The following is an 18,540-nucleotide window of genomic DNA, read 5'->3' on the forward strand; positions in this document are numbered from 1 at the left end:
CCTGCGCCCGCACGGCCCGGGCCCGCTGGGCCCGGCCTGCGCCCGTCCGGCCCGGTGTTCCGGAGCGCCTGTGCCGTCCGCCGAGGCCCGGAGGCCGCCGGCGGACGGGACGGGGGCTCAGGCCACCGTCAGGTCGATGGGAGCGACGCCCCGCGGCTCGAACCCGAGGGTCTGGCCGTAGAACGCCAGCTCGGCCTCCAGGCACCGGATGACGGTGTCGGCGCGGCGGAAGCCGTGCGACTCGCCCTCGAACGTCAGGTAGGCGTACGGCATCTTCTTGGCGGCCAGCGCGACCGCGAACCGCTCGGACTGGTCCGGCGGCACCACGGGGTCGTTGAGGCCCTGTAGGAGCAGCACGGGGCACGCCGTCCGGTCGGCCCGGTTGAGCGGCGAGCGCTCCTCGTAGGCCCGCTCGAAGCCGGGCAGCGGGCCGATCAGCCCGAACAGGTAGTGCGACTCGAAGTCGTGCGTGGCCGCGGCGAAGCTCTGCAGGTCGCTGATCCCGAAGTAGGACGTGGCGGCCTTGAACAGGCCGGTCTGGGTGGCGGCGGCGAGCGTCGTCCAGCCGCCCGCGGAGCCGCCGCGGATGGCGAGCCGCGCCGGGTCCGCTATGCCGCCGTCGACGAGCGCCTGGGCGGCGGCCATGGCGTCCTCTACGTCCACCACGCCCCACTGGCGGCGCAGCCGCTCGCGGTAGGCGCGCCCGTACCCGGTGGACCCGCCGTAGTTGACGTCGATGACGCCGATACCGCGGCTGGTGAAGTAGCACCGCTCCAGGTCGAGGTCCTTGGAGACGCGGCCGGTCGGGCCGCCGTGCACGAACACCACGTAGGGCGGCAGCTCCCCTTCCGGTGCGGCGGCCTCCGGGTTGGTCGGCGGGAACACGTACGCGTGGACGGGCCGCCCGAACGGGCCTTCGAGGCGCTCGGTGCGCGGCTTCGACAGGTACGCCACGTCGGGCAGTTCGGCGAGCTCGCGGCGGAGCCCCTCGACGCGGCCCGTGGTGGTGTCGACGCGGACCACCGACGTCGGCAGGTCCGGGCCGCCCGCGATGCCGACGATCGTGGTCCCGTCGGCGGACAGCTGCGGGTGCCAGTCCTCGTAGGGCACTTCCAGGTCGACGAGGTCGAGCGTCTCGGGGTCGTAGATGCCGAGCCGCATGTCGCCCTCGCCGTGCAGGACGGCGAGGCGCCCGTCCTCCAGCAGCGCGTACGGCATGCCGCCGAGCTGCCAGAGCGCCCCGGTGAACTCCTCCTCGGCCGGGTACAGCGCCTGCGGGGACTCGCCGTGCAGGCCGACCTGGTAGATGTTCCACCAGCCGGGCCAGTCGGAGATGACGTAGAGGGACTCGTCGTCGCGCCACAGCGGCGCGACGGCGGACTCGGTGAGGCCGCCCTTGACGGTGCGGGGCGCGACCGTCGTGCCGTCCTCGATGGCCGCCACGCGCAGCTCCGTGCCGTCCCACGGCATGCGGGGGTGGTTCCACTGCACCCAGGCGAGGTGCCCGCCGCTCGGGGACGGCGCCGGCGAGGCGTAGAAGTGCGCACCGGTCACGAGCTCGCGGATGGCCCCGGCGTCGTCGGCGGCGCTGCCGTCCAGGGGGACGGCGACGATCGCGCGGCGGATCCCGGCGGCGGTGTCCCCGCCCTCGGGCGGCTCGGCGATGTGCCCCTCGCACACGCACCAGATCTCAGTGCCGTCTGGGGACAGCACGTAGTCGGCGTAGCGCAGCCCCGCCTGGACGGCCGGTTCCGGGGTGAGCGGGTACGGCTTGGGGTCGCCCTCGTCCAGCCTGTGGAGGCGCTGGTCCTCGTAGTTGGAGAACACCAGGGACACGCCGTCAGCGGTGCGGACCGGCAGGTACGACCGCCCGCCGTACTCGTGCACGCGCGTACGGGCGTCCCAGGGAGCCTGGAGGACCTCGGTACGGTGACCGCCCTTCAGATGGATGACCGTCGTACGCCCGCCCTCCTCGGGACGGGTCTCCTGCCACCACACGTCATCACCCGCGACGGTGGGGAAACTGAGGCGCAGCCGGGCGCGGGCCACATCGGCCGCGGAGATGGGGGAAGGCCAGGAGCCGTAGGGGAGGGTCGCACGAGCGGTCATACCAGGAATCGTCCCGCATACGGGGATCGGTTGGGGCCATGACGGGCGCTTTGACTTCGGAAAGATATGTGCCGGTCACGGGTGATCGCCGACCCTCCGCCGCGCGCGCGGCGGCCGCCGGGAAAGCGGAGGGCGCCACCGGTGACCGGTGGCGCCCCGCGCCCTGCTGCGGCGCTGGTCAGATCGAGGCGGACCCCGTCCCGCCCGCCGTCCGGTCCTTGACCGACATCCCGGGCGCCGGCGGCGTGCCGACCCCGGTGCCGAGCGTCGTCCCGCCGGTCTTGCGGTTGCGGCGGCCGCGGCCCTCGAGCCACGTCGCGAACCGGCTCACCGCCATGTTGATCGCGATGTAGATGATCGCGATGACGATCCCGGCCTGGATCTTGTTGTTGTGGTAGTTCGCCGGGATCAGGTTGAAGCCCGCGTTGAGCAGCTCGCCGTAGGCGATGATGAACCCGAGCGCGGTGTCCTTGAGCAGGACGACGAGCTGGCTCACGATCGCCGGCATCATCACCCGGATGGCCTGCGGCAGCAGCACCAGCCGCATGACGCCGTTCTTGCGCAGGCCGATGGAGTAGGCGGCCTCCGCCTGCCCCTTCGGGATGGACAGCACGCCCGCACGCACGACCTCCGCCAGCACCGAGCCGTTGTACAGCACCAGGCCGAACACGACCGCGGCGAACGCCGGCACGATGATCGTCCCGGCGTTGATCTCCACGCCGAACAGCGAGAAGAAGTCGTCCACCAGCACCCGCTGCAGGGTGCCGAACTGCGAGTCGGCGATCGACGGGCTGATCTTGTTCGGCACGAAGAACATCAGGAAGATCAGGATCAGCAGCGGGATCGCCCGGAAGAACTCGACCACCGCGCCCGCCGGGATCCGGATCCACCGGTGGTCCGACAGCCGGCCGAGGCCGAACACGATCCCGAACAGCATCGCCAGCACGGCGGCGACCGCGGCGGCCTTCAGCGTGTTGCCGAGGCCGGGAAGGATCAGCTCTTTCCAGACCGTCCACTTCACGAACGGGCTCCACAGCTCGCCCGCGAACTGGCCCTTGTCGTTGAAGCGCCAGACCAGGGCCGCGAAGATCGCCAGGAGGACGACCGCCGACACGACGGTCATCACCCGGTTGCGCGCCTGCGCCCGCGGGCCGGGGGCGTCGAAGAGGACCGTCGCTTCCTTGCTCACCGCGCCACCGCCATCCGCTTGGCCAGCCAGCCGAAGAAGAACCCGGTCGGCAGGATGAGGATCATGAAGCCCACGGCCACCCCGATGAACAGCGGGATCGCGCCGCCGGTGAAGGTCGGCGCGTCCAGCAGCGTCTTGCTCACCAGCGCCACCTCGGCGTAGCTGGCCGCCGCCGCGACCGTCGTGTTCTTGATCATCGCGATGAGGATGCTGCCCATCGGCGCGATCACCGAGCGGAACGCCTGCGGCAGGATGATCATCCGCAGCGACTGGGTGAAGGTCAGCCCGATCGACCGCGCCGCCTCGGCCTGGCCGAGCGGCACCGTGTTGATGCCCGAGCGCAGCGTCTCGCAGACGAACGCGCCGGTGTAGCCCGACAGGCCCAGGACCGCCCACCAGTAGTACGTCGTCGAGGAGTTCGACGAGAACGTCAGGTGCAGCGTGTCGTTGAGCCCCTGGGCGCACAGCAGCAGCACCAGGGTCAGCGGCGTGTTGCGCACGATGTTGACGTAGCCCGTGCCGAAGGACCGCAGCACCGGCACCGGGGAGACCCGGAAGCTCGCGAGGAGCGTGCCGATGATCAGCGACAGCACCGCCGACGCCGCGGCCAGGCGGATCGTCGCCCAGAACCCCTGGAGGATCTCGTCGAAGTGGTCGAAGAAGGCGCTGAAGTCAAACATTGCTTAGCTGTTCCATAGCGTTCCAGCCGGTCGAGTCCACGCCGGTGCCTCCCCGGGGAGCGCGTCCCCGGGGAGGCACCGGCCGAGGGGGAGCCTCAGCCTGGGATCAGGCGCAGCCTTCCATCTGCGGGACGGTCGTGTTGAGCTTCAGGCCCGTGCCCGTGAAGTTCTTCTCCAGGTAGGTCTTGGCGCTGCCGTCCTGGTACATCTTCTGGATGGCGGCGTTGACCGCCTCGCAGGTCTCCTTGTCGCCCTTCTTGATGCCGACGCCGTACTTCTCGTCGGTGAAGGGGTCGTTGATGACCTTGAACTGGCCGGGCTGCTGCGCGGCGAAGCCGGCGAGGATCAGGTCGTCGGTGCTGACCGCGTCCAGCGCGCCCGACTTCAGCTTGCTGACGCAGTCGGAGTAGCTGTTCGCGTCGACCAGCGTGACGCCCTTGATGTTGAGCTTGCCGTCCGGCGGCGGCTCGGTGACGCGGCGGAAGGAGTTCGACCCGGCCGCGCGGCACAGCTTCTTGCCCTTGAGGTCCTGGGCCTTCTTGATGGAGGTGTTCTTGGCCTGGACCATCGTGTCCTGGTGCGCGACGTAGTAGGGGCCGCCGAAGGTGACCTGCTGCTTGCGCGCGTCGGTGATGGAGTAGGTCGCCACCACCAGGTCGACCTGGCCGCCGCCGAGGAACGACTCGCGGTTGGCGGAGGTCGTCTCCTTGAAGGTGATGCCGCTCTCGGGGACGCCGAGCTGCTTGGCGATGTACCGGGCGACGTCGACGTCGAAGCCGGCGAACGTGCCGTCCGGCTTCTTCAGCCCGAGGGCGGGCTGGTCGAACTTGATGCCGATCGTCAGCTTCTTGTCTTCCTTGGCCTTCTGGACGACCGTCTTCGCCTCGGTCTTCTCCTTGTCGCTGCCGCAGGCCGACACGGCCAGCGACAGGGCCAGGCCCGCGCCGATCAGAGCGCCGAAACGCTTGAATCGCATTACTCGTCACACCTCTGCTTCTCTGAGGAGCCCCGCGGCTCAGTGCGTGAGGATCTTGGAAAGGAAGTCCTTCGCGCGGTCCGTGCGCGCGTTGGTGAAGAACTCGTCGGGCGTGTTCTCCTCGACGATCTGGCCGTCGGCCATGAACACGACCTTCTGCGCGGCCCGGCGGGCGAAGCCCATCTCGTGGGTCACCACGATCATCGTCATGCCCTCCCTGGCCAGGCCGGTCATGACGTCGAGGACCTCGTTGACCATCTCGGGGTCGAGCGCCGAGGTGGGCTCGTCGAAGAGCATCACCTTCGGCTTCATGGCGAGGGAGCGGGCGATCGCGGCGCGCTGCTGCTGCCCGCCGGAGAGCTGGGCGGGGTACTTGGCCGCCTGGTTCGCGATGCCGACGCGCTCGAGGAGCTCCATCGCGTGCTTCTCCGACTCCTGCTTGCCCTGCTTGCGGACCTTCACCGGCCCCAGCGTGACGTTCTCGAGGATCGTCTTGTGGGCGAACAGGTTGAACGACTGGAACACCATGCCGACGTCCGCGCGGAGCCGTGCCAGCTCCTTGCCCTCCTTGGGCAGCTCCTTGCCGTCGACCAGGATCCGGCCTCCGTCGATGGGCTCCAGCCGGTTGATCGACCGGCACAGGGTCGACTTGCCGCCGCCCGACGGGCCGATGACGACGACGACCTCGCCGCGGTCCACGGTGAGGTTGATGTCCTTGAGCACGTGCAGCTCGCCGAAGTGCTTGTGGACGTGCTCGACCACGACGAGCGGTCCCGTGCCGGTTGCGGCGGCCTGCGTGATGGCGTCCTCCGGCCCTTGCCCCTTGGTCAGGTCGGGCCCGCCTTCGCTGTCCGTCATGCGGTCGGACTCTACGTCATGCGGTTGTACGCGTTGGTCCCGTCGCGGTACCGATCCGATCACGACTGCGCAGTTCGGCGGGTGGATCGGGCACCGCAGCGTGATCATCCGTGCCCGGCGCGCACCCTCCGGCGCGTACGCTTGGGACCGTCATGAGTGCGCCTATGGAGACGAGCCCCCGCACGTACGAGATCCGTACCTACGGGTGCCAGATGAACGTCCACGACTCCGAGCGGCTGTCCGGCCTGCTGGAGGCGGCCGGCTACGTGCGCGCGGGCGAGGCGGAGCCCGACGTGGTGGTGTTCAACACCTGCGCCGTGCGGGAGAACGCCGACAACCGGCTCTACGGGAACCTGGGGCATCTGCGGCCCGTCAAGGACGGTCATCCGGGCATGCAGATCGCCGTGGGCGGCTGCCTGGCGCAGAAGGACCGCGACACGATCGTGAAGCGCGCCCCCTGGGTGGACGTGGTGTTCGGCACCCACAACATCGGGGCGCTTCCCGCGCTTCTGGAGCGGTCGCGGGTGCAGAGCGAGGCGCAGGTCGAGATCGAAGAGTCGCTGGTGACCTTCCCGTCGACGCTGCCGACGCGCCGCGAGTCCCCCTACGCCGCGTGGGTGTCGATCTCCGTCGGCTGCAACAACACCTGCACGTTCTGCATCGTCCCGTCGCTGCGCGGCAAGGAGAGGGACCGCCGGCCGGGCGAGATCCTCGCCGAGGTCGAGGCGCTGGTGGCCGAGGGCGTCCTGGAGATCACGCTGCTGGGGCAGAACGTCAACGCCTACGGCTCGGGCTTCGGCGCGCTGTCCGCCGCGCCGGACGAGGTGCGCGCGATGACGGCGGACGGGTCCTCCGCTTTCGCGGGCCTGCTGCGCGCGTGCGGCAACGTGGACGGCCTGGAGCGCGTCCGGTTCACCTCGCCGCACCCCAAGGACTTCACCGACGACGTGATCGCGGCGATGGCCGAGACGCCGAACGTCATGCCGTCGCTGCACATGCCGCTGCAGTCCGGGTCGGACGCGGTGCTGCGGGCGATGCGCCGGTCGTACCGGCAGGAGCGCTACCTCGGCATCATCGAGAAGGTGCGCGCCGCCATCCCGGACGCCGCGATCACCACCGACATCATCGTCGGCTTCCCGGGCGAGACCGAGGCCGACTTCGAGCAGACCCTGCACGTGGTGCGCGAGGCGCGGTTCTCGTCGGCGTTCACGTTCCAGTACTCCAAGCGCCCCGGGACGCCCGCCGCCACCATGGACGGCCAGCTGCCCAAGGAGGTCGTGCAGGAGCGGTACGAGCGGCTGGTCGGGCTGCAGGAGGAGATCTCCTGGGCGGAGAACAAGAAGCAGCTCGGTCGCACCCTTGAGGTGCTCGTGGCCGAGGGCGAGGGGCGCAAGGACGAGGAGACCCGGCGCCTGTCGGGCCGCGCGCCCGACAACCGCCTGGTGCATTTCCAGGCGCCGGACGAGCCCGTCCGTCCCGGCGACATGGTCACCGTAGAGGTGACCTATGCGGCGCCCCACCACCTGGTGGCCGACAAGCCGGTCCAGAACGTCCGCCGTACGCGGGCGGGCGACGCGTGGGAGGCGCGCCAGGGCGAGGGCCCGAAGGGCGTCTCGCTGGGCATGCCGACCATCGGCCGTCCCGCGCAGAGCCAGGCCGCCGTGTCCGGATGCGCCGCCCCCGCTCCGACCCAGGCATGATCGTCCGGTGCTGATCTCGGCGGCGGTGTGCCCGCATCCGCCCATCCTCGTGCCCGCTCTCGCGGCGGGGGCCGCCCCGGAACTGGACGGCCTGCGCGCGGCCTGTGACGAGGCCGTCGGCCGGCTCGGGGCGCGCGACGCGGACGCGCTGATCGTCGTCGGCGGGGCCGCGGAAACGCGCGCCTACGGGGCCGGCGCCTACGCGACCCTCCGCCCGTACGGGCTGGACTGGACGAGCCCGGTCGACCTGGCGGACGGGTACGGCGGCGAGGCGCTGCCGCTGTCCCTCACCATCGGGTACTGGCTTCTCGAACGGCACGGCTTCGCCGCGGACGCGCGCTACCAGTCCGTCGCGTCCGACGCGGATCCGGACGCGTGCCTGCGGCTGGGCGCGGAACTCGCCGGTTCGGCGGCGCGGGTCGCGCTGCTGGTGATGGGCGACGGATCCGCGTGCCGGACGGAGAAGGCGCCCGGGTATCTCGACACGCGCGCGCAGGGCTACGACGAGGGCGTCGCGCGCGCGCTCGGCAAAGCCGACGCCACCGCCCTCGCCGCGCTGGATCCCGGCGTCTCCGCGGAACTCCAGGCGGCCGGACGCGCGGCGTGGCAGGTGCTCGCAGGCGCCGCCATGGCCATGGACGCCGAAGGCGCTCCGCCCGCCACGGCCGCGACGGCGGCCGCTTTACTGGCGGACGAGGCGCCCTACGGGGTCGGTTACTTCGTCGCTAGCTGGTCCATGGAAGGCCTCAGGACGTCCTAGCGGGGCTCGTTCGGGCCGGCCTCGCCACCGGTACCGCCCTCGCTGCTGCGGTCGATGTAGTCGTTCCCCTTGTCCTGGACCTTGTCGACCTTGTCGGCGTACTTGCCGCCGGTCTTCTGGTCGAACATGTCCCCGGCCTTGTCCACGCCCTTCTTGGCCTGGTCGGAGTGCTGGCCCAGCATTTCCTTGACCTTGTCGACGAAGGACATCGCGATTCCCCCCCGGATCCCTCGGCTCGGCGGCTCCCCGCGGCCTCGAGCGGCCTCGCGCGGAGCCCGTACAAGCAGGGCCATACCCAATCTGTTGCCACAATTGCAGGCGTGACCTCTCCAGATGTGATCGCGGTCGTGGGGGCGACGGCCGCGGGCAAGTCCGACCTCGCCGTGGAACTGGCGCTCCGCCTCGGCGGTGAGGCCGTCAACGCCGACTCGATGCAGCTCTACCGCGGCATGGACATCGGCACGGCGAAGCTGACGCCCGCCGAGATGCGCGGGGTCCCGCACCATCTGCTGGACGTCTGGGACGTCACCGAGACCGCGAGCGTCGCCGAGTACCAGCGGCTCAGCGCCGGCGCGATCACCGGGATCCGCGCCCGCGGGCGCGTCCCCGTCCTGGTCGGCGGGTCCGGCCTCTACGTGCGGGCCGCGCTGGACCGGATGGAGTTCCCCGGGACCGACCCGTCCGTCCGGGCGCGTCTCGAAGCCGAGCTGGAACGGGACGGGAGCGCCGCCCTGCACGCCCGCCTCCGCGAGCGGGACCCGGCGGCGGCCGAGGCGATCCTGCCGAGCAACGGCCGCCGGATCGTCCGCGCGCTGGAGGTCATCGAGATCTCCGGCCGCCCGTTCACCGCCACGCTGCCCGAGCACGCCTACCGCTACGGCTCCGTCGTCCAGGTGGGGCTGAGCGTCCCGCGCGAGCGGCTGGACGAGCGCATCGCGCTGCGCGTCGAGCGGATGTGGGACGCGGGGCTGGTGGACGAGGTCCGCGCCCTGGAGAAGCGGGGGCTGCGCGACGGCCTGACCGCCGGCCGCGCCCTCGGCTACGCGCAGGTCCTCCGGTTCCTCGCCGGGGAGTGGACGGAGGAGCAGGCCAAGGAGGAGACCGTCCGGACGACGCGGCGCTTCGCCCGCCGCCAGGAGTCGTGGTTCCGCCGCGACCCCCGCGTCCACTGGCTGCCCCACGACGCCCCCGACCTGCTGGAGCGGGCCCTCGGCCTCGTCGGATGAGCCGCCCGGCCGAGACCGTACGATCGGGGAATGCGGTTTGTTAAGGGGCACGGCACCGAGAACGACTTCGTGATCCTGCCCGACCCGGACGGCGCGCTGGAACTCACGGCGGAGGCGGTGGCGCGGCTGTGCGACCGCCGCGCCGGCATCGGGGCGGACGGCGTGCTGCGGGTCGTCCGGACGAAGGCGATGGACCTCGACGGCGCGGGACCCGACGATGCATTGCTCAGCGGCGCGGAGTGGTTCATGGACTACCGCAACGCCGACGGCAGCATCGCCGAGATGTGCGGCAACGGCACCCGCGTGTTCGCCCGCTACCTCGTCGACGCGGGCCTCGCCGCCCCGGGCGAGTGGGACATCGCCACGCGGGCCGGCCTCAAGCGGGTGACGCTCGGCGCGTCCGGCGAGGTGAGCGTCGACATGGGCGCGCCCGTGGCGCTCGGCCCGGGGGAGGCCTCGATCGGCGGCGCCGTCTTCCGCGGCGAGCGCGTGTCCATGGGGAACCCGCACCTCGCGTGCCGCACCGACCGGCCCGTCGCCGCGCTGGACCTCTCCCGCGCTCCGGACTTCGACCCCGCGGTCTACCCGGACGGCGTGAACGTCGAGTTCTACCGCCCTGTCGGGGACCGGCACCTGGAGATGCGCGTGTTCGAGCGGGGCTCCGGCGAGACCCGCTCCTGCGGCACCGGGACGGTGGCCGCCGCGGTGGCCGCCGCCGGCGAGTCCGGGCCCGGCGAGTGGACCGTGGACGTCCCCGGCGGGCGGCTGACCGTCACCCTCGACGGCCGCACCAGCCACCTGCGGGGCCCGGCCGTCCTGGTCGCCGAAGGCGAGACCCGGCCCGGCTGGATCTGACGAACTCGGCCCTGACCAGGGCAGACGGTGCTTCCGTCGCGGTCCCGGATCGATCGGGACAAGTGTCCCTCCGCAACGGGACCGCGCACCGCGTAAGTTCTCTCTTGCACACCCTCTGGTGAATGGCCCGTATGGACCGGGATGGGAGCCCCGGCGCCGTACGGAGCCCGAGGGCCGGTGGCGACCTTCTTGGCGGGGGGCGGTCACCGGCCCTCCCACCAGGAGAGGTACGGGACGTGGGAGAGGCACGGGACGGCCGGCGGGGGACTCAGCCGCGGGCGCCGTTGACCGGCAGCCGCGCGCGGACCAGCGTCCCGCCCTTCGGGCCGGGACCCACCGTGCAGGAGCCGCCGAGTTCCGCCGCGCGCTCGCGCATCGACGACATGCCGATCCCCGAACGCATCTGCGGGGGAAGCCCCACGCCGTCGTCGTCGACGGTCACGTGCAGATCGCCGTTCAGGTAAAGCCGCACCACCGCCGAGTCGGCCCTGGCGTGCCGGTGTACGTTCGTCAGGGCCTCCTGGACGATCCGGTACGCGGCGACCTCGGCGGCGGCGGGCAGCCGCTCCAGATCGCCCTCGACGTGGACGTCCACCCGGGGGCCGTCGCCCGTCGCGACGACGCCGCCGAGCGCCTGGATCGCGCCCGCGAGCCCGAGGTCGTCCAGCGCGGGCGGGCGCAGCCCGTACACCAGCTCGCGGATGTCGCCGATGGTGCGGCCCATCATCGTCCGCAGGTTCTCCAGCAGCGCGTCGGCGGCCTCGGGGTCGGTCTTCAGGGTGATGCGTGCCGCGTCCACCGTCATCGCGAGGCTGGCGAGCGTCGGGCCGAGGCCGTCGTGCAGGTCGCGGCGCAGGCGGCGGCGCTCCTCCTCCCGGGTGCGCAGGATGCGCTCGCGGGAGCGCGCCACGTCCGCGGTGAGCCGGGCGGCGTTCGCCAGCTCGGCGAGGTTGCGCGCCAGGATGCCCGACATCCGGGCGTCCGGCGGCCGGGAGACGCCGAACAGCAGCCGGCCCACCGGCTCGCCGTGCCACACCAGCGGGACGAGCTGCGGGCGGTCGCCGAGCACGCCGTCCTCCGCGGAGACCGTCCGGCCCTCGCGGTCGAGCACCTCGATCACGACGCCGGTGGCGTGCAGCGCGGAGCGGGCCACCTCGGCGGCGACCGCGAGCGCGGCGGCCGGGTCGACGGCGGTCTGGAGCCGCCGGTTCAGCCGGTCCGCGATCCGGTACGGGTCGCGCTCGCCGTGGATGAGCCCGTCCACGGCGCGCTGGAGCCGCCGCCGGACCGGCTCGAACACCGCGCCGGCGACGATCGCGCCCGCGAGCCCGGCGAGCGTCCCGTATCCGTGCGCGAGCAGGCCGGCCGCCCCGACCAGGGCGAAGTACACGCCGGTGATCACCACGACCAGCCCGGCGTAGACCAGCGTCCGGCTGACCACGAGGTCGATGTCGTACAGCCGGTAGCGGCGGATGGCGATCCCGATGCAGATCGGCACGGCCGCGATGCTGAGGTCGCGCAGCGGGTCGCCGATCGCGCTGTTCTCCCCGACGAAGATCACGGCCTGCGCGATCACGCCGGGGTAGACGACCCACGCGATCTGCCGCCGCACGTCCGGAGCGGACCGGGCGAACCGGACCACGAGCGACAGCAGGCCCCCGGCGAGCGTCCCGAGGATCAGGACGCTGATCGGGACCGGGATCTCCTCGAACGGGTACACCGACACGCCGTTGTGGAACCGGCGGGCGCCCGGGTCGACCGTCAGGTGGACGCACACGACGACCGGCACCAGCCAGGCGAGCCACAGCACGGGGCGGAACCAGCGCGTCACCACCCGCCCGTCCGGGAAGATCAGCGGCAGGACCAGCGTGAGCGCGTAGGTGTCGACGGCCCACAGCCACGTGCCGAGCCACCGCAGGAACGCGGCACCGGCCCAGCCGTGCAGCGTGAACCACGGCGCGAGGTTGAGGACCAGGACGTACACGGCCGCGCTGAACCCGGAGCCGAGCATCAGCCAGCCGACCCGCAGCCCGGCCCGCTTGCGCAGCAGCGCGGCGGCCACCGGCGTCCAGAACAGCGCGATGACGATCTCGGGGTGCCACCAGACCAGCCGCGTGCCGGCGGGCAGGCGGGTGCCGAGCAGCAGCGTCGCGGCGACGGCCAGGACCGCCGCCAGGGCGAGCGGGACCGCCGCGCGTGCCGCGTGCCCGCGGCCGTGCCCGGCGGTGTCCATGGCGGCTCCCCGAATCAAAAGTAATGGAATGTTAAAACGTCCGGCGCACCGTCCTGCACTGATGGCGGCGTCCGCCTCAGGACAGCGGGTCCGGCGCGCCGCGCGGCGGGGGCGCGCGTGCCGTGATGGTAGCCGCGGAACCCGGCACAGGGAACAGATGTCCCAGCTCAGGACACTCCGGACGGTCACGGGCGCGAGGGGGCGGCTCCGCGCCGGCGCCCGCGGCGGCGTCCGGTAACGGAAACGGGAACCGTCGGCGTTTCTCCCACGCTTCGCGTGATCGATCCATGACAGTGTGTGATCGGCGCGTGCGGCGGGAGGAGGGACATGGCGGCGTTCCTGCTGCGGCGGCTCGCGAACTACGCGGTGCTCGCCGTGGCGGCCACGAGCCTGGCCTACCTGCTCGCCGCCGTCGCGCTCGACCCGCGGTCCAACTTCGACGACCGCGCGCCCCGCCCGCCCGAGTCGGTCGTGGACGCGCGCCTCACCCGCCTCAACCTGAACGACCGCACGGCACTGGCCGTGCGGTACGGCACCTGGGCCGCGGGCGTCCTGCACGGCGACTTCGGCCGCACGTGGGAAGGGCGGCCCGTCAACGCGGAACTGTGGCGGCGGCTGGGAGTGAGCGTGCGGCTGATGTCTCCGGGCGCGGTGCTGGGGTCGGCCCTAGGGATCCTGCTCGGCGCCTACGCCGCGATACGGCAAGGACGTGCGGCGGACCGGTTCATCACGTTCGGCTCGTACCTGCTACTGGCCGTGCCGGTGTTCGTGCTGGCCGTGCTGCTGCAGATCGTCGCGGCCAAGGCCAACGACGCGATGGGGATGCACCTGTTCGCCTGGGTGGGGGAGACCAGTCCGGGAGCGGCCTACGGACCGTTCGGCGCGCTCGGCGGACTGGCGGACCGCGCACGCCACCTGTTCCTTCCGACCGTCACCATCGCCATGACGCAGATCGCCTTCTACAGCCGCTACCAGCGCGGCCTGATGCTGGACGTCCTGCACGCCGATTTCGTGCGGACGGCGAGGGCGAAAGGGCTGCGGCACCGCACGGCCCTGCTGCGGCACGGCCTGCGGACCGCGCTGATACCGATGACGACCTACTTCGCCTACTCGTTCGGGTTCCTCGTCCTGGGCGGCATGTTCTGCGAGCAGGCCTTCGGCTGGCACGGCATGGGCGAATGGCTGGTCGAGGCGGTCTCGCGCGGCGACGTCAACGTGGTCGCGGCGATCAGCTGCCTCGCGGCGTGCGGGGTCCTGGCCGCGGGGCTGGCGTCGGACGTCCTGCACGGCGTCCTCGACCCGCGCGTCCGGTCCGGGGCCGCCGCGTGACCACCGGACTCGCCGCCCGCACGGCACCCGGGCGACCGGCCGGGACGCCGTCGCCCGCCGGCCCGCCCCGGCTGCCGCGCCGCATCGCGCGCAGCAGGCGGGCCGTCGCGGGACTCGTCCTGCTCGCGGCCCTGTTCGCGGTCGCGTTCGCCGGGCCGCTGCTGTCCCGCTGGGGCTGGGACGACACCGACTTCACCGCGTTCCGGCAGGGGCCGTCCGCGCGGCACTGGCTCGGCACCACGCAGAGCGGCCGCGACGTCCTCGCCCTCACCCTGCGCGGGACCCGCCGGTCGCTGGTCATCGGCCTGTCCGTGGCCGTGCTGTCGACCGGGCTGGCGGGGCTGGTCGGCACCGTCGCCGGGTTCGCCGGCGGCCGGCTCGACCGGATCCTGATGTGGGGCACCGACCTGCTGCTCGTCGTGCCGTCGTTCCTGCTCGTCGCCGTGCTGGCGCCGCTGCTCGGCGGCGGGGCGCTGGTGCCGCTGCTCGCGGCGGTGCTGTGGATGGTCGGCGCGCGGTCGGTGCGGGCCATGACGGTCTCGCTGCGCGAGCGCGAGTACGTGCTCGCCGCCCGGTTCCTCGGCGCGGGCCCGGCGCGGGTGATCGTCCGGCACGTGCTGCCGCAGCTGGCGTCGCTGCTGGTCGTGGACGCGAGCGTGAACGTCAGCGTCGCGGTCGTCGCCGAGAGCGGGCTGTCCTACCTCGGCTTCGGCGTGCGGCCGCCGGACGTCTCGCTCGGCACGCTGGTCGCCGCGGGGCAGGGCGCCGCGCCCGCCTGCCCGTGGCCGTTCGCGGCGGCCGCGGCGATGCTCGTGCTGATCGTCCTGGCGGTGAACCTGCTCGGGGACGGGCTGCGCGACGTCCTGGACCCGGAGGCCGGCCCGCGGCGGGGGGACCGGTGACGCTCCTCGTGGTGCGGGACCTGACGGTCCGGTACGCACCGGGCGTGCCCGCCGTCCGCGGGGTGGGCTTCGACGTCGGCGCGGGCGAGGTCCTCGGCGTCGTCGGCGAGTCCGGGTCGGGCAAGACGGCGCTGGCGCTGGCGATGGTGGGGCTGCTGCCGCCGGACGCGCGCGTCACGGGCTCGGTCCGGCTGCGCGGCGAGGAGCTGGTCGGACGGTCCGACGCCGAGCTGTCCCGGATCCGCGGCAGGGACCTGGCGATGGTGTTCCAGGACCCGCTGTCCGCGCTGACGCCCGTCCACCCGGTCGGCGACCAGATCGCGGAGGCGGTCCGCATCCACTCGGGCGCGACGTGGCCGGCGGCGCGGGCCCGGGCCGTGGAGCTGCTCGACCTCGTCGGGATCCCCGGCGCCGCGCGGCGGGCCCGCGCCTGCCCGCACGAGTTCTCCGGCGGGATGCGGCAGCGCGTGATGATCGCGATGGCGATCGCCAACGACCCGGTCGCGATCGTCGCGGACGAGCCGACGACGGCGCTGGACGTGACCGTGCAGGCGCAGGTCCTGGACGTGCTGAAGGCCGCGAAGGAGGCCACCGGCGCCGCGATCGTGCTGATCACCCACGACCTCGGCGTCGTCGCCGGGTTCGCCGACCGGATCATGGTGATGCACGCGGGCCGGGCGGTGGAGTCGGGGCCGGTGGAGGAGGTGTACCGGCGCCCGCGGATGCCGTACACGATCGGGCTGCTGCAGTCGCTGCCGCGGATGGGCGCGGCCGGGGCCGCCCGCCCGGCGCCGGTCGACGGGGCCTCGCCCGAGGCGCCGGCGGCGGGCGGCGGGTGCGCCTTCCGGCCGCGCTGCCCCGTCGCGGTGGACGCGTGCGGCGGCCGGGACCCGGAGCCGGTCCTGGTCGGGCCGTCCGGGCACACGGCCGCGTGCGTCAACACCGAGGCGACCGCCGACCCGGACGCGGTGTTCCCGCTGCCCGACGCCGTGCCGCGGCCCGCGCGCCCGCCCCGGCGCGAGCGGCCCGTCGTCCTGGAGGTGGACGGCCTGGTCCGCCACCATCCGCTGTACCGGGGGACGCTGCTCAGGCGGCGCGCGGGCACCGTCCACGCTGTGGACGGCATCGGGTTCGACGTCCGGGAGGCCGAGACGCTCGCGCTCGTGGGGGAGTCGGGCTGCGGCAAGACGACGGCGCTGATGGAGATCCTGCGGCTGGCGCGCCCGCAGCGCGGAAGCGTCGCCGTGCTCGGGCAGGACACCGCCGCGCTGCGCCCGGCGCGCCGCAAGGCGCTGCGACGCGACGTCCAGGTCGTCTTCCAGGACCCGTTCACGTCCCTCGATCCCCGGATGCGCGTCGCCGACATCATCGCCGAGCCGTTCGCGGCGCACGGCCTGCGGGCACCGCGCGGGCGCGTCCGGGAGCTGCTCGACCTGGTGGGGCTGGAGCCGGCCCATGCCGGGCGGTACCCGCACGGGCTGTCCGGCGGGCAGCGGCAGCGCGTCGGCATCGCGCGGGCGCTCGCGCTGGAGCCGCGGCTCCTGCTGCTGGACGAGCCCGTCGCGGCGCTGGACGTGTCGGTCCAGGCGGGCGTCATGGACCTGCTCGAAGGCCTGCGCAACCGCCTCGGCATCGCGTACCTGTTCGTGGCGCACGATCTGGCGGTCGTACACCGCATCGCCGACCGCGTCGCCGTCATGTACATGGGACGCATTGTGGAGATCGGTTCCGTGGACGAGGTGTACGGACGGCCCGCCCACCCGTACACGCGCGCGCTGCTGGACGCGGTGCCGCTACCGGATCCCCGTCTGGAGCGCCGCCGACGTCGCGTCCCGCTGAGGGGAGACCTCCCCGACCCCACGGCTCCGCCCGCGGGCTGCCGTTTCCGGTCGCGCTGCCCCCGTTACGCGGCCTTGGGCGCGGTGGACGCCCGCCGATGCGAAGAGCACGACCCCATGCCCCGCCCTATGAGCACCGACCGAGAAAGCGATCAATGGGCCGCCTGCCATCACCCCCTCGCCGAAGCCGGAGCCGGTTCGTGAAACGCCCCTTGGGCGCCCTTCTGCTCGCCGCCGCGACCGCGGTCGCCGCCGGATGCGGCGGACCGGGCCCCGGAGAGGCGACGACCCGCGCGGCCGGCGGGCTGCCCGCGTCGGACGTCAACCCGACGCCGCGCGACCACGTCCGCAACGGCGGCACGCTCCGCTGGCCGCTCCCCGAGTTCCCGTCGCAGTGGAACTTCAACGATGTCAACGGGACGAAAGGCTCGGTCGAGCAGGTGATCCAGGGCGCGCTGCCCCACCTCATGCGCGCCGACGAGAAGGCCGTCCCGCACCCCGTGCCCGAGTACCTCCGCTCGGCGGAACTGCGGCGCAGCGGTCGCGGCCAGGTCGTCACCTACCGGCTCAACCCCGACGCGCACTGGTCCGACGGCCGGCCCCTCAGCTATCGCGACTTCGCCGCGCAGGCGCGCGCGCTGTCCGGCCGCGACCCCGGCTACGAGGTCTCCACCATCACCGGATACAAGGAGATCCAGCGCATCGAGCAAGGCGCGGACCCCCACACCGTCAAGGTGACCTTCGCGGGGACGTACGCGGACTGGCGGAGCCTGTTCAGCCCCCTCTATCCGGCGGTGGCCTACTCGACGCCCGCCGCGTTCAACACGGGCTGGATCGACCGCATGCCGGTCACCGCGGGCCCGTTCCGTCTCGAGAGGATCGACCAGACGGCCGAGACCGTCACGATGGTCCGCGATTCAGGCTGGTGGGGCCCGCCCGCCAAGCTCGACCGGATCGTCTACCGGGCGATGGACACCAGCGCGATGCCCGGCGCGTTCGCCGCCAACGAGATCGACCTGATGGACGTCGGCATGGACGCGGGCGCCCTGCGCCGCGCCGAGTCCGTCCCCGGGGCGGTCGTGCGCAGGGCCGGCGGCCCCGACTGGCGGCACTTCACGTTCAACGCCGCCGGGCCGATCCTGTCCGACCCGCGGGTCCGGCGCGCCGTCATGCTCGGCATCGACCGCCGCGCCATCGCCCGCTCCGACCTGTCCGGGCTGGGCGTGCCGATCCAGACGCTCGGCAACCACTTCTACGTCAACACCCAGGACGGCTACCAGGACGACTCGGGGGACCTGGGCGGCTACGACCCGGCGGCCGCGCGGCGGCTCCTCGACCAGGCCGGCTGGACCCGGCACGGCCGGTACCGCGCGAAGGGCGGCCGGACGCTCGCGCTGCGGTTCGTCATCCCCTCCGGCGTCCCGATCAGCGAGCAGGAAGGGGAGCTCACGCGCGCGCTACTGCGGCGCATAGGCGTCCGGGTGGACATCGACGCCGTCCCCGCCGACGACGTGTTCGACCACTACGTCACCCCCGGGAACTTCGACATCGTCCCGTTCTCCTGGCTGGGCACGTCGTTCCCCGTGTCGCCCATGAAAGCGGTCTTCGCGCGGCCGCACGGGGACCGCGTCCAGCAGAACTATTCGCGCACGGGAACGGCCGCCATCGACGCGGCCATGGACCGCGCGATCGCGGAGGTCGATCCTGCGAGGATTCACGTCCTTGTGAACGAGGCGGATCGGCTGGTCTGGCAGCAGGCCACCGTCCTGCCCCTGTACCAGCGTCCCCAGCTCGTCGCGGTGCGCGCCGACCTGGCCAACATGGGCGCCCGCGGCTTCTACGAGCCCGGCTACCAGGACATCGGCTTCACGAGCCCGGGGTGAGC

15 protein-coding genes are annotated in these 18,540 nt (G+C 72.9%); 8 read left to right on the forward strand and 7 right to left on the reverse strand.

Features of this window, described 5'->3' with window-relative positions; genetic code table 11:
* Positions 1–117: 117 nt before the first annotated feature.
* The 5 genes from F9B16_RS03650 to F9B16_RS03670 all read right to left on the reverse strand — a co-directional run bounded on the left by F9B16_RS03650 (position 118) and on the right by F9B16_RS03670 (position 5,716).
* Positions 118–2,109, reverse strand: a complete 1,992-nt coding sequence (locus F9B16_RS03650) for a S9 family peptidase (RefSeq protein WP_151538373.1) — start codon at positions 2,107–2,109, stop codon at positions 118–120.
* 178 nt (positions 2,110–2,287) lie between these two features.
* Positions 2,288–3,298: an amino acid ABC transporter permease gene (locus F9B16_RS03655; RefSeq protein ID WP_225991324.1), complete on the reverse strand. Its 1,011-nt coding sequence runs from the start codon at positions 3,296–3,298 to the stop codon at positions 2,288–2,290.
* The gene (locus F9B16_RS03660; protein ID WP_151538374.1) at positions 3,295–3,978 is read right to left on the reverse strand and encodes an amino acid ABC transporter permease; all 684 of its coding nucleotides are present in this window, start codon (positions 3,976–3,978) and stop codon (positions 3,295–3,297) included. Before F9B16_RS03660 ends, F9B16_RS03655 begins: the two co-directional genes overlap by 4 nt.
* Before the next feature lie 106 nt (positions 3,979–4,084).
* Positions 4,085–4,954: a glutamate ABC transporter substrate-binding protein gene (locus F9B16_RS03665; RefSeq protein ID WP_151538375.1), complete on the reverse strand. Its 870-nt coding sequence runs from the start codon at positions 4,952–4,954 to the stop codon at positions 4,085–4,087.
* 39 nt (positions 4,955–4,993) lie between these two features.
* Positions 4,994–5,716 carry an amino acid ABC transporter ATP-binding protein gene (locus F9B16_RS03670; protein ID WP_225991328.1) on the reverse strand — a complete coding sequence of 241 codons (723 nt, stop codon included), beginning with the start codon at positions 5,714–5,716 and terminating at the stop codon, positions 4,994–4,996.
* Between the two features lie 248 nt (positions 5,717–5,964).
* On the opposite strand from F9B16_RS03670, the gene miaB reads away from it, so the two are divergent.
* Entirely contained in the window at positions 5,965–7,512 is a 1,548-nt protein-coding gene (gene miaB / locus F9B16_RS03675) for a tRNA (N6-isopentenyl adenosine(37)-C2)-methylthiotransferase MiaB (RefSeq protein WP_151538377.1), read from the forward strand.
* A 7-nt stretch (positions 7,513–7,519) separates the two neighbouring features.
* Positions 7,520–8,272 (forward strand): class III extradiol ring-cleavage dioxygenase family protein, encoded by a 753-nt coding sequence (locus F9B16_RS03680; RefSeq protein ID WP_151538378.1) that lies wholly within the window; start codon positions 7,520–7,522, stop codon positions 8,270–8,272.
* Here the strand turns inward: F9B16_RS03680 and F9B16_RS03685 are convergent.
* Positions 8,269–8,481 carry an antitoxin gene (locus F9B16_RS03685; RefSeq protein ID WP_151538379.1) on the reverse strand — a complete coding sequence of 71 codons (213 nt, stop codon included), beginning with the start codon at positions 8,479–8,481 and terminating at the stop codon, positions 8,269–8,271. The two genes, F9B16_RS03680 and F9B16_RS03685, sit on opposite strands and share 4 nt — an antisense overlap.
* Positions 8,482–8,607: 126 nt before the next feature.
* On the opposite strand from F9B16_RS03685, the gene miaA reads away from it, so the two are divergent.
* Positions 8,608–9,498 carry a tRNA (adenosine(37)-N6)-dimethylallyltransferase MiaA gene (miaA, locus tag F9B16_RS03690; protein WP_151538422.1) on the forward strand — a complete coding sequence of 297 codons (891 nt, stop codon included), beginning with the start codon at positions 8,608–8,610 and terminating at the stop codon, positions 9,496–9,498.
* A gap of 30 nt (positions 9,499–9,528) precedes the next feature.
* Positions 9,529–10,353 carry a diaminopimelate epimerase gene (gene dapF, locus F9B16_RS03695; protein ID WP_151538380.1) on the forward strand — a complete coding sequence of 275 codons (825 nt, stop codon included), beginning with the start codon at positions 9,529–9,531 and terminating at the stop codon, positions 10,351–10,353.
* Between the two features lie 268 nt (positions 10,354–10,621).
* Here the strand turns inward: dapF and F9B16_RS03700 are convergent, their stop codons facing one another.
* Complete coding sequence (locus tag F9B16_RS03700; RefSeq protein WP_151538381.1) at positions 10,622–12,586, reverse strand: sensor histidine kinase; 1,965 nt, start codon at positions 12,584–12,586, stop codon at positions 10,622–10,624.
* Between the two features lie 327 nt (positions 12,587–12,913).
* Here F9B16_RS03700 and F9B16_RS03705 point away from each other — a divergent pair, with 327 nt between their 5' ends.
* The 4 genes from F9B16_RS03705 to F9B16_RS03720 are packed head-to-tail and all read left to right on the forward strand — an operon-like array spanning position 12,914 to position 18,538.
* A complete protein-coding gene (locus tag F9B16_RS03705; RefSeq protein ID WP_151538382.1) occupies positions 12,914–13,915 on the forward strand; it encodes an ABC transporter permease in 1,002 nt (333 codons plus the stop codon).
* Positions 13,912–14,817 (forward strand): ABC transporter permease, encoded by a 906-nt coding sequence (locus F9B16_RS03710; protein WP_225991325.1) that lies wholly within the window; start codon positions 13,912–13,914, stop codon positions 14,815–14,817. Before F9B16_RS03705 ends, F9B16_RS03710 begins: the two co-directional genes overlap by 4 nt.
* Positions 14,814–16,859, forward strand: a complete 2,046-nt coding sequence (locus F9B16_RS03715; protein ID WP_151538383.1) for a dipeptide ABC transporter ATP-binding protein — start codon at positions 14,814–14,816, stop codon at positions 16,857–16,859. Before F9B16_RS03710 ends, F9B16_RS03715 begins: the two co-directional genes overlap by 4 nt.
* The gene (locus F9B16_RS03720) at positions 16,856–18,538 is read left to right on the forward strand and encodes an ABC transporter family substrate-binding protein (RefSeq protein WP_225991326.1); all 1,683 of its coding nucleotides are present in this window, start codon (positions 16,856–16,858) and stop codon (positions 18,536–18,538) included. Before F9B16_RS03715 ends, F9B16_RS03720 begins: the two co-directional genes overlap by 4 nt.
* Positions 18,539–18,540 lie beyond the last annotated feature (2 nt).

This window comes from Actinomadura montaniterrae (assembly GCF_008923365.1).
Taxonomy (GTDB): domain Bacteria; phylum Actinomycetota; class Actinomycetes; order Streptosporangiales; family Streptosporangiaceae; genus Spirillospora; species Spirillospora montaniterrae.

Excerpts from the sequence above, each read along its gene's own strand:
- F9B16_RS03650 (WP_151538373.1), bottom strand. The coding sequence starts at position 2,109 with ATGACCGCTCGTGCGACCCTCCCCTACGGCTCCTGGCCTTCCCCCATC.
- F9B16_RS03660 (WP_151538374.1), bottom strand. The coding sequence starts at position 3,978 with ATGTTTGACTTCAGCGCCTTCTTCGACCACTTCGACGAGATCCTCCAG.
- F9B16_RS03665 (WP_151538375.1), bottom strand. The coding sequence starts at position 4,954 with ATGCGATTCAAGCGTTTCGGCGCTCTGATCGGCGCGGGCCTGGCCCTG.
- miaB (WP_151538377.1), top strand. The coding sequence starts at position 5,965 with ATGAGTGCGCCTATGGAGACGAGCCCCCGCACGTACGAGATCCGTACC.
- F9B16_RS03685 (WP_151538379.1), bottom strand. The coding sequence starts at position 8,481 with ATGTCCTTCGTCGACAAGGTCAAGGAAATGCTGGGCCAGCACTCCGAC.
- dapF (WP_151538380.1), top strand. The coding sequence starts at position 9,529 with ATGCGGTTTGTTAAGGGGCACGGCACCGAGAACGACTTCGTGATCCTG.
- F9B16_RS03700 (WP_151538381.1), bottom strand. The coding sequence starts at position 12,586 with ATGGACACCGCCGGGCACGGCCGCGGGCACGCGGCACGCGCGGCGGTC.
- F9B16_RS03705 (WP_151538382.1), top strand. The coding sequence starts at position 12,914 with ATGGCGGCGTTCCTGCTGCGGCGGCTCGCGAACTACGCGGTGCTCGCC.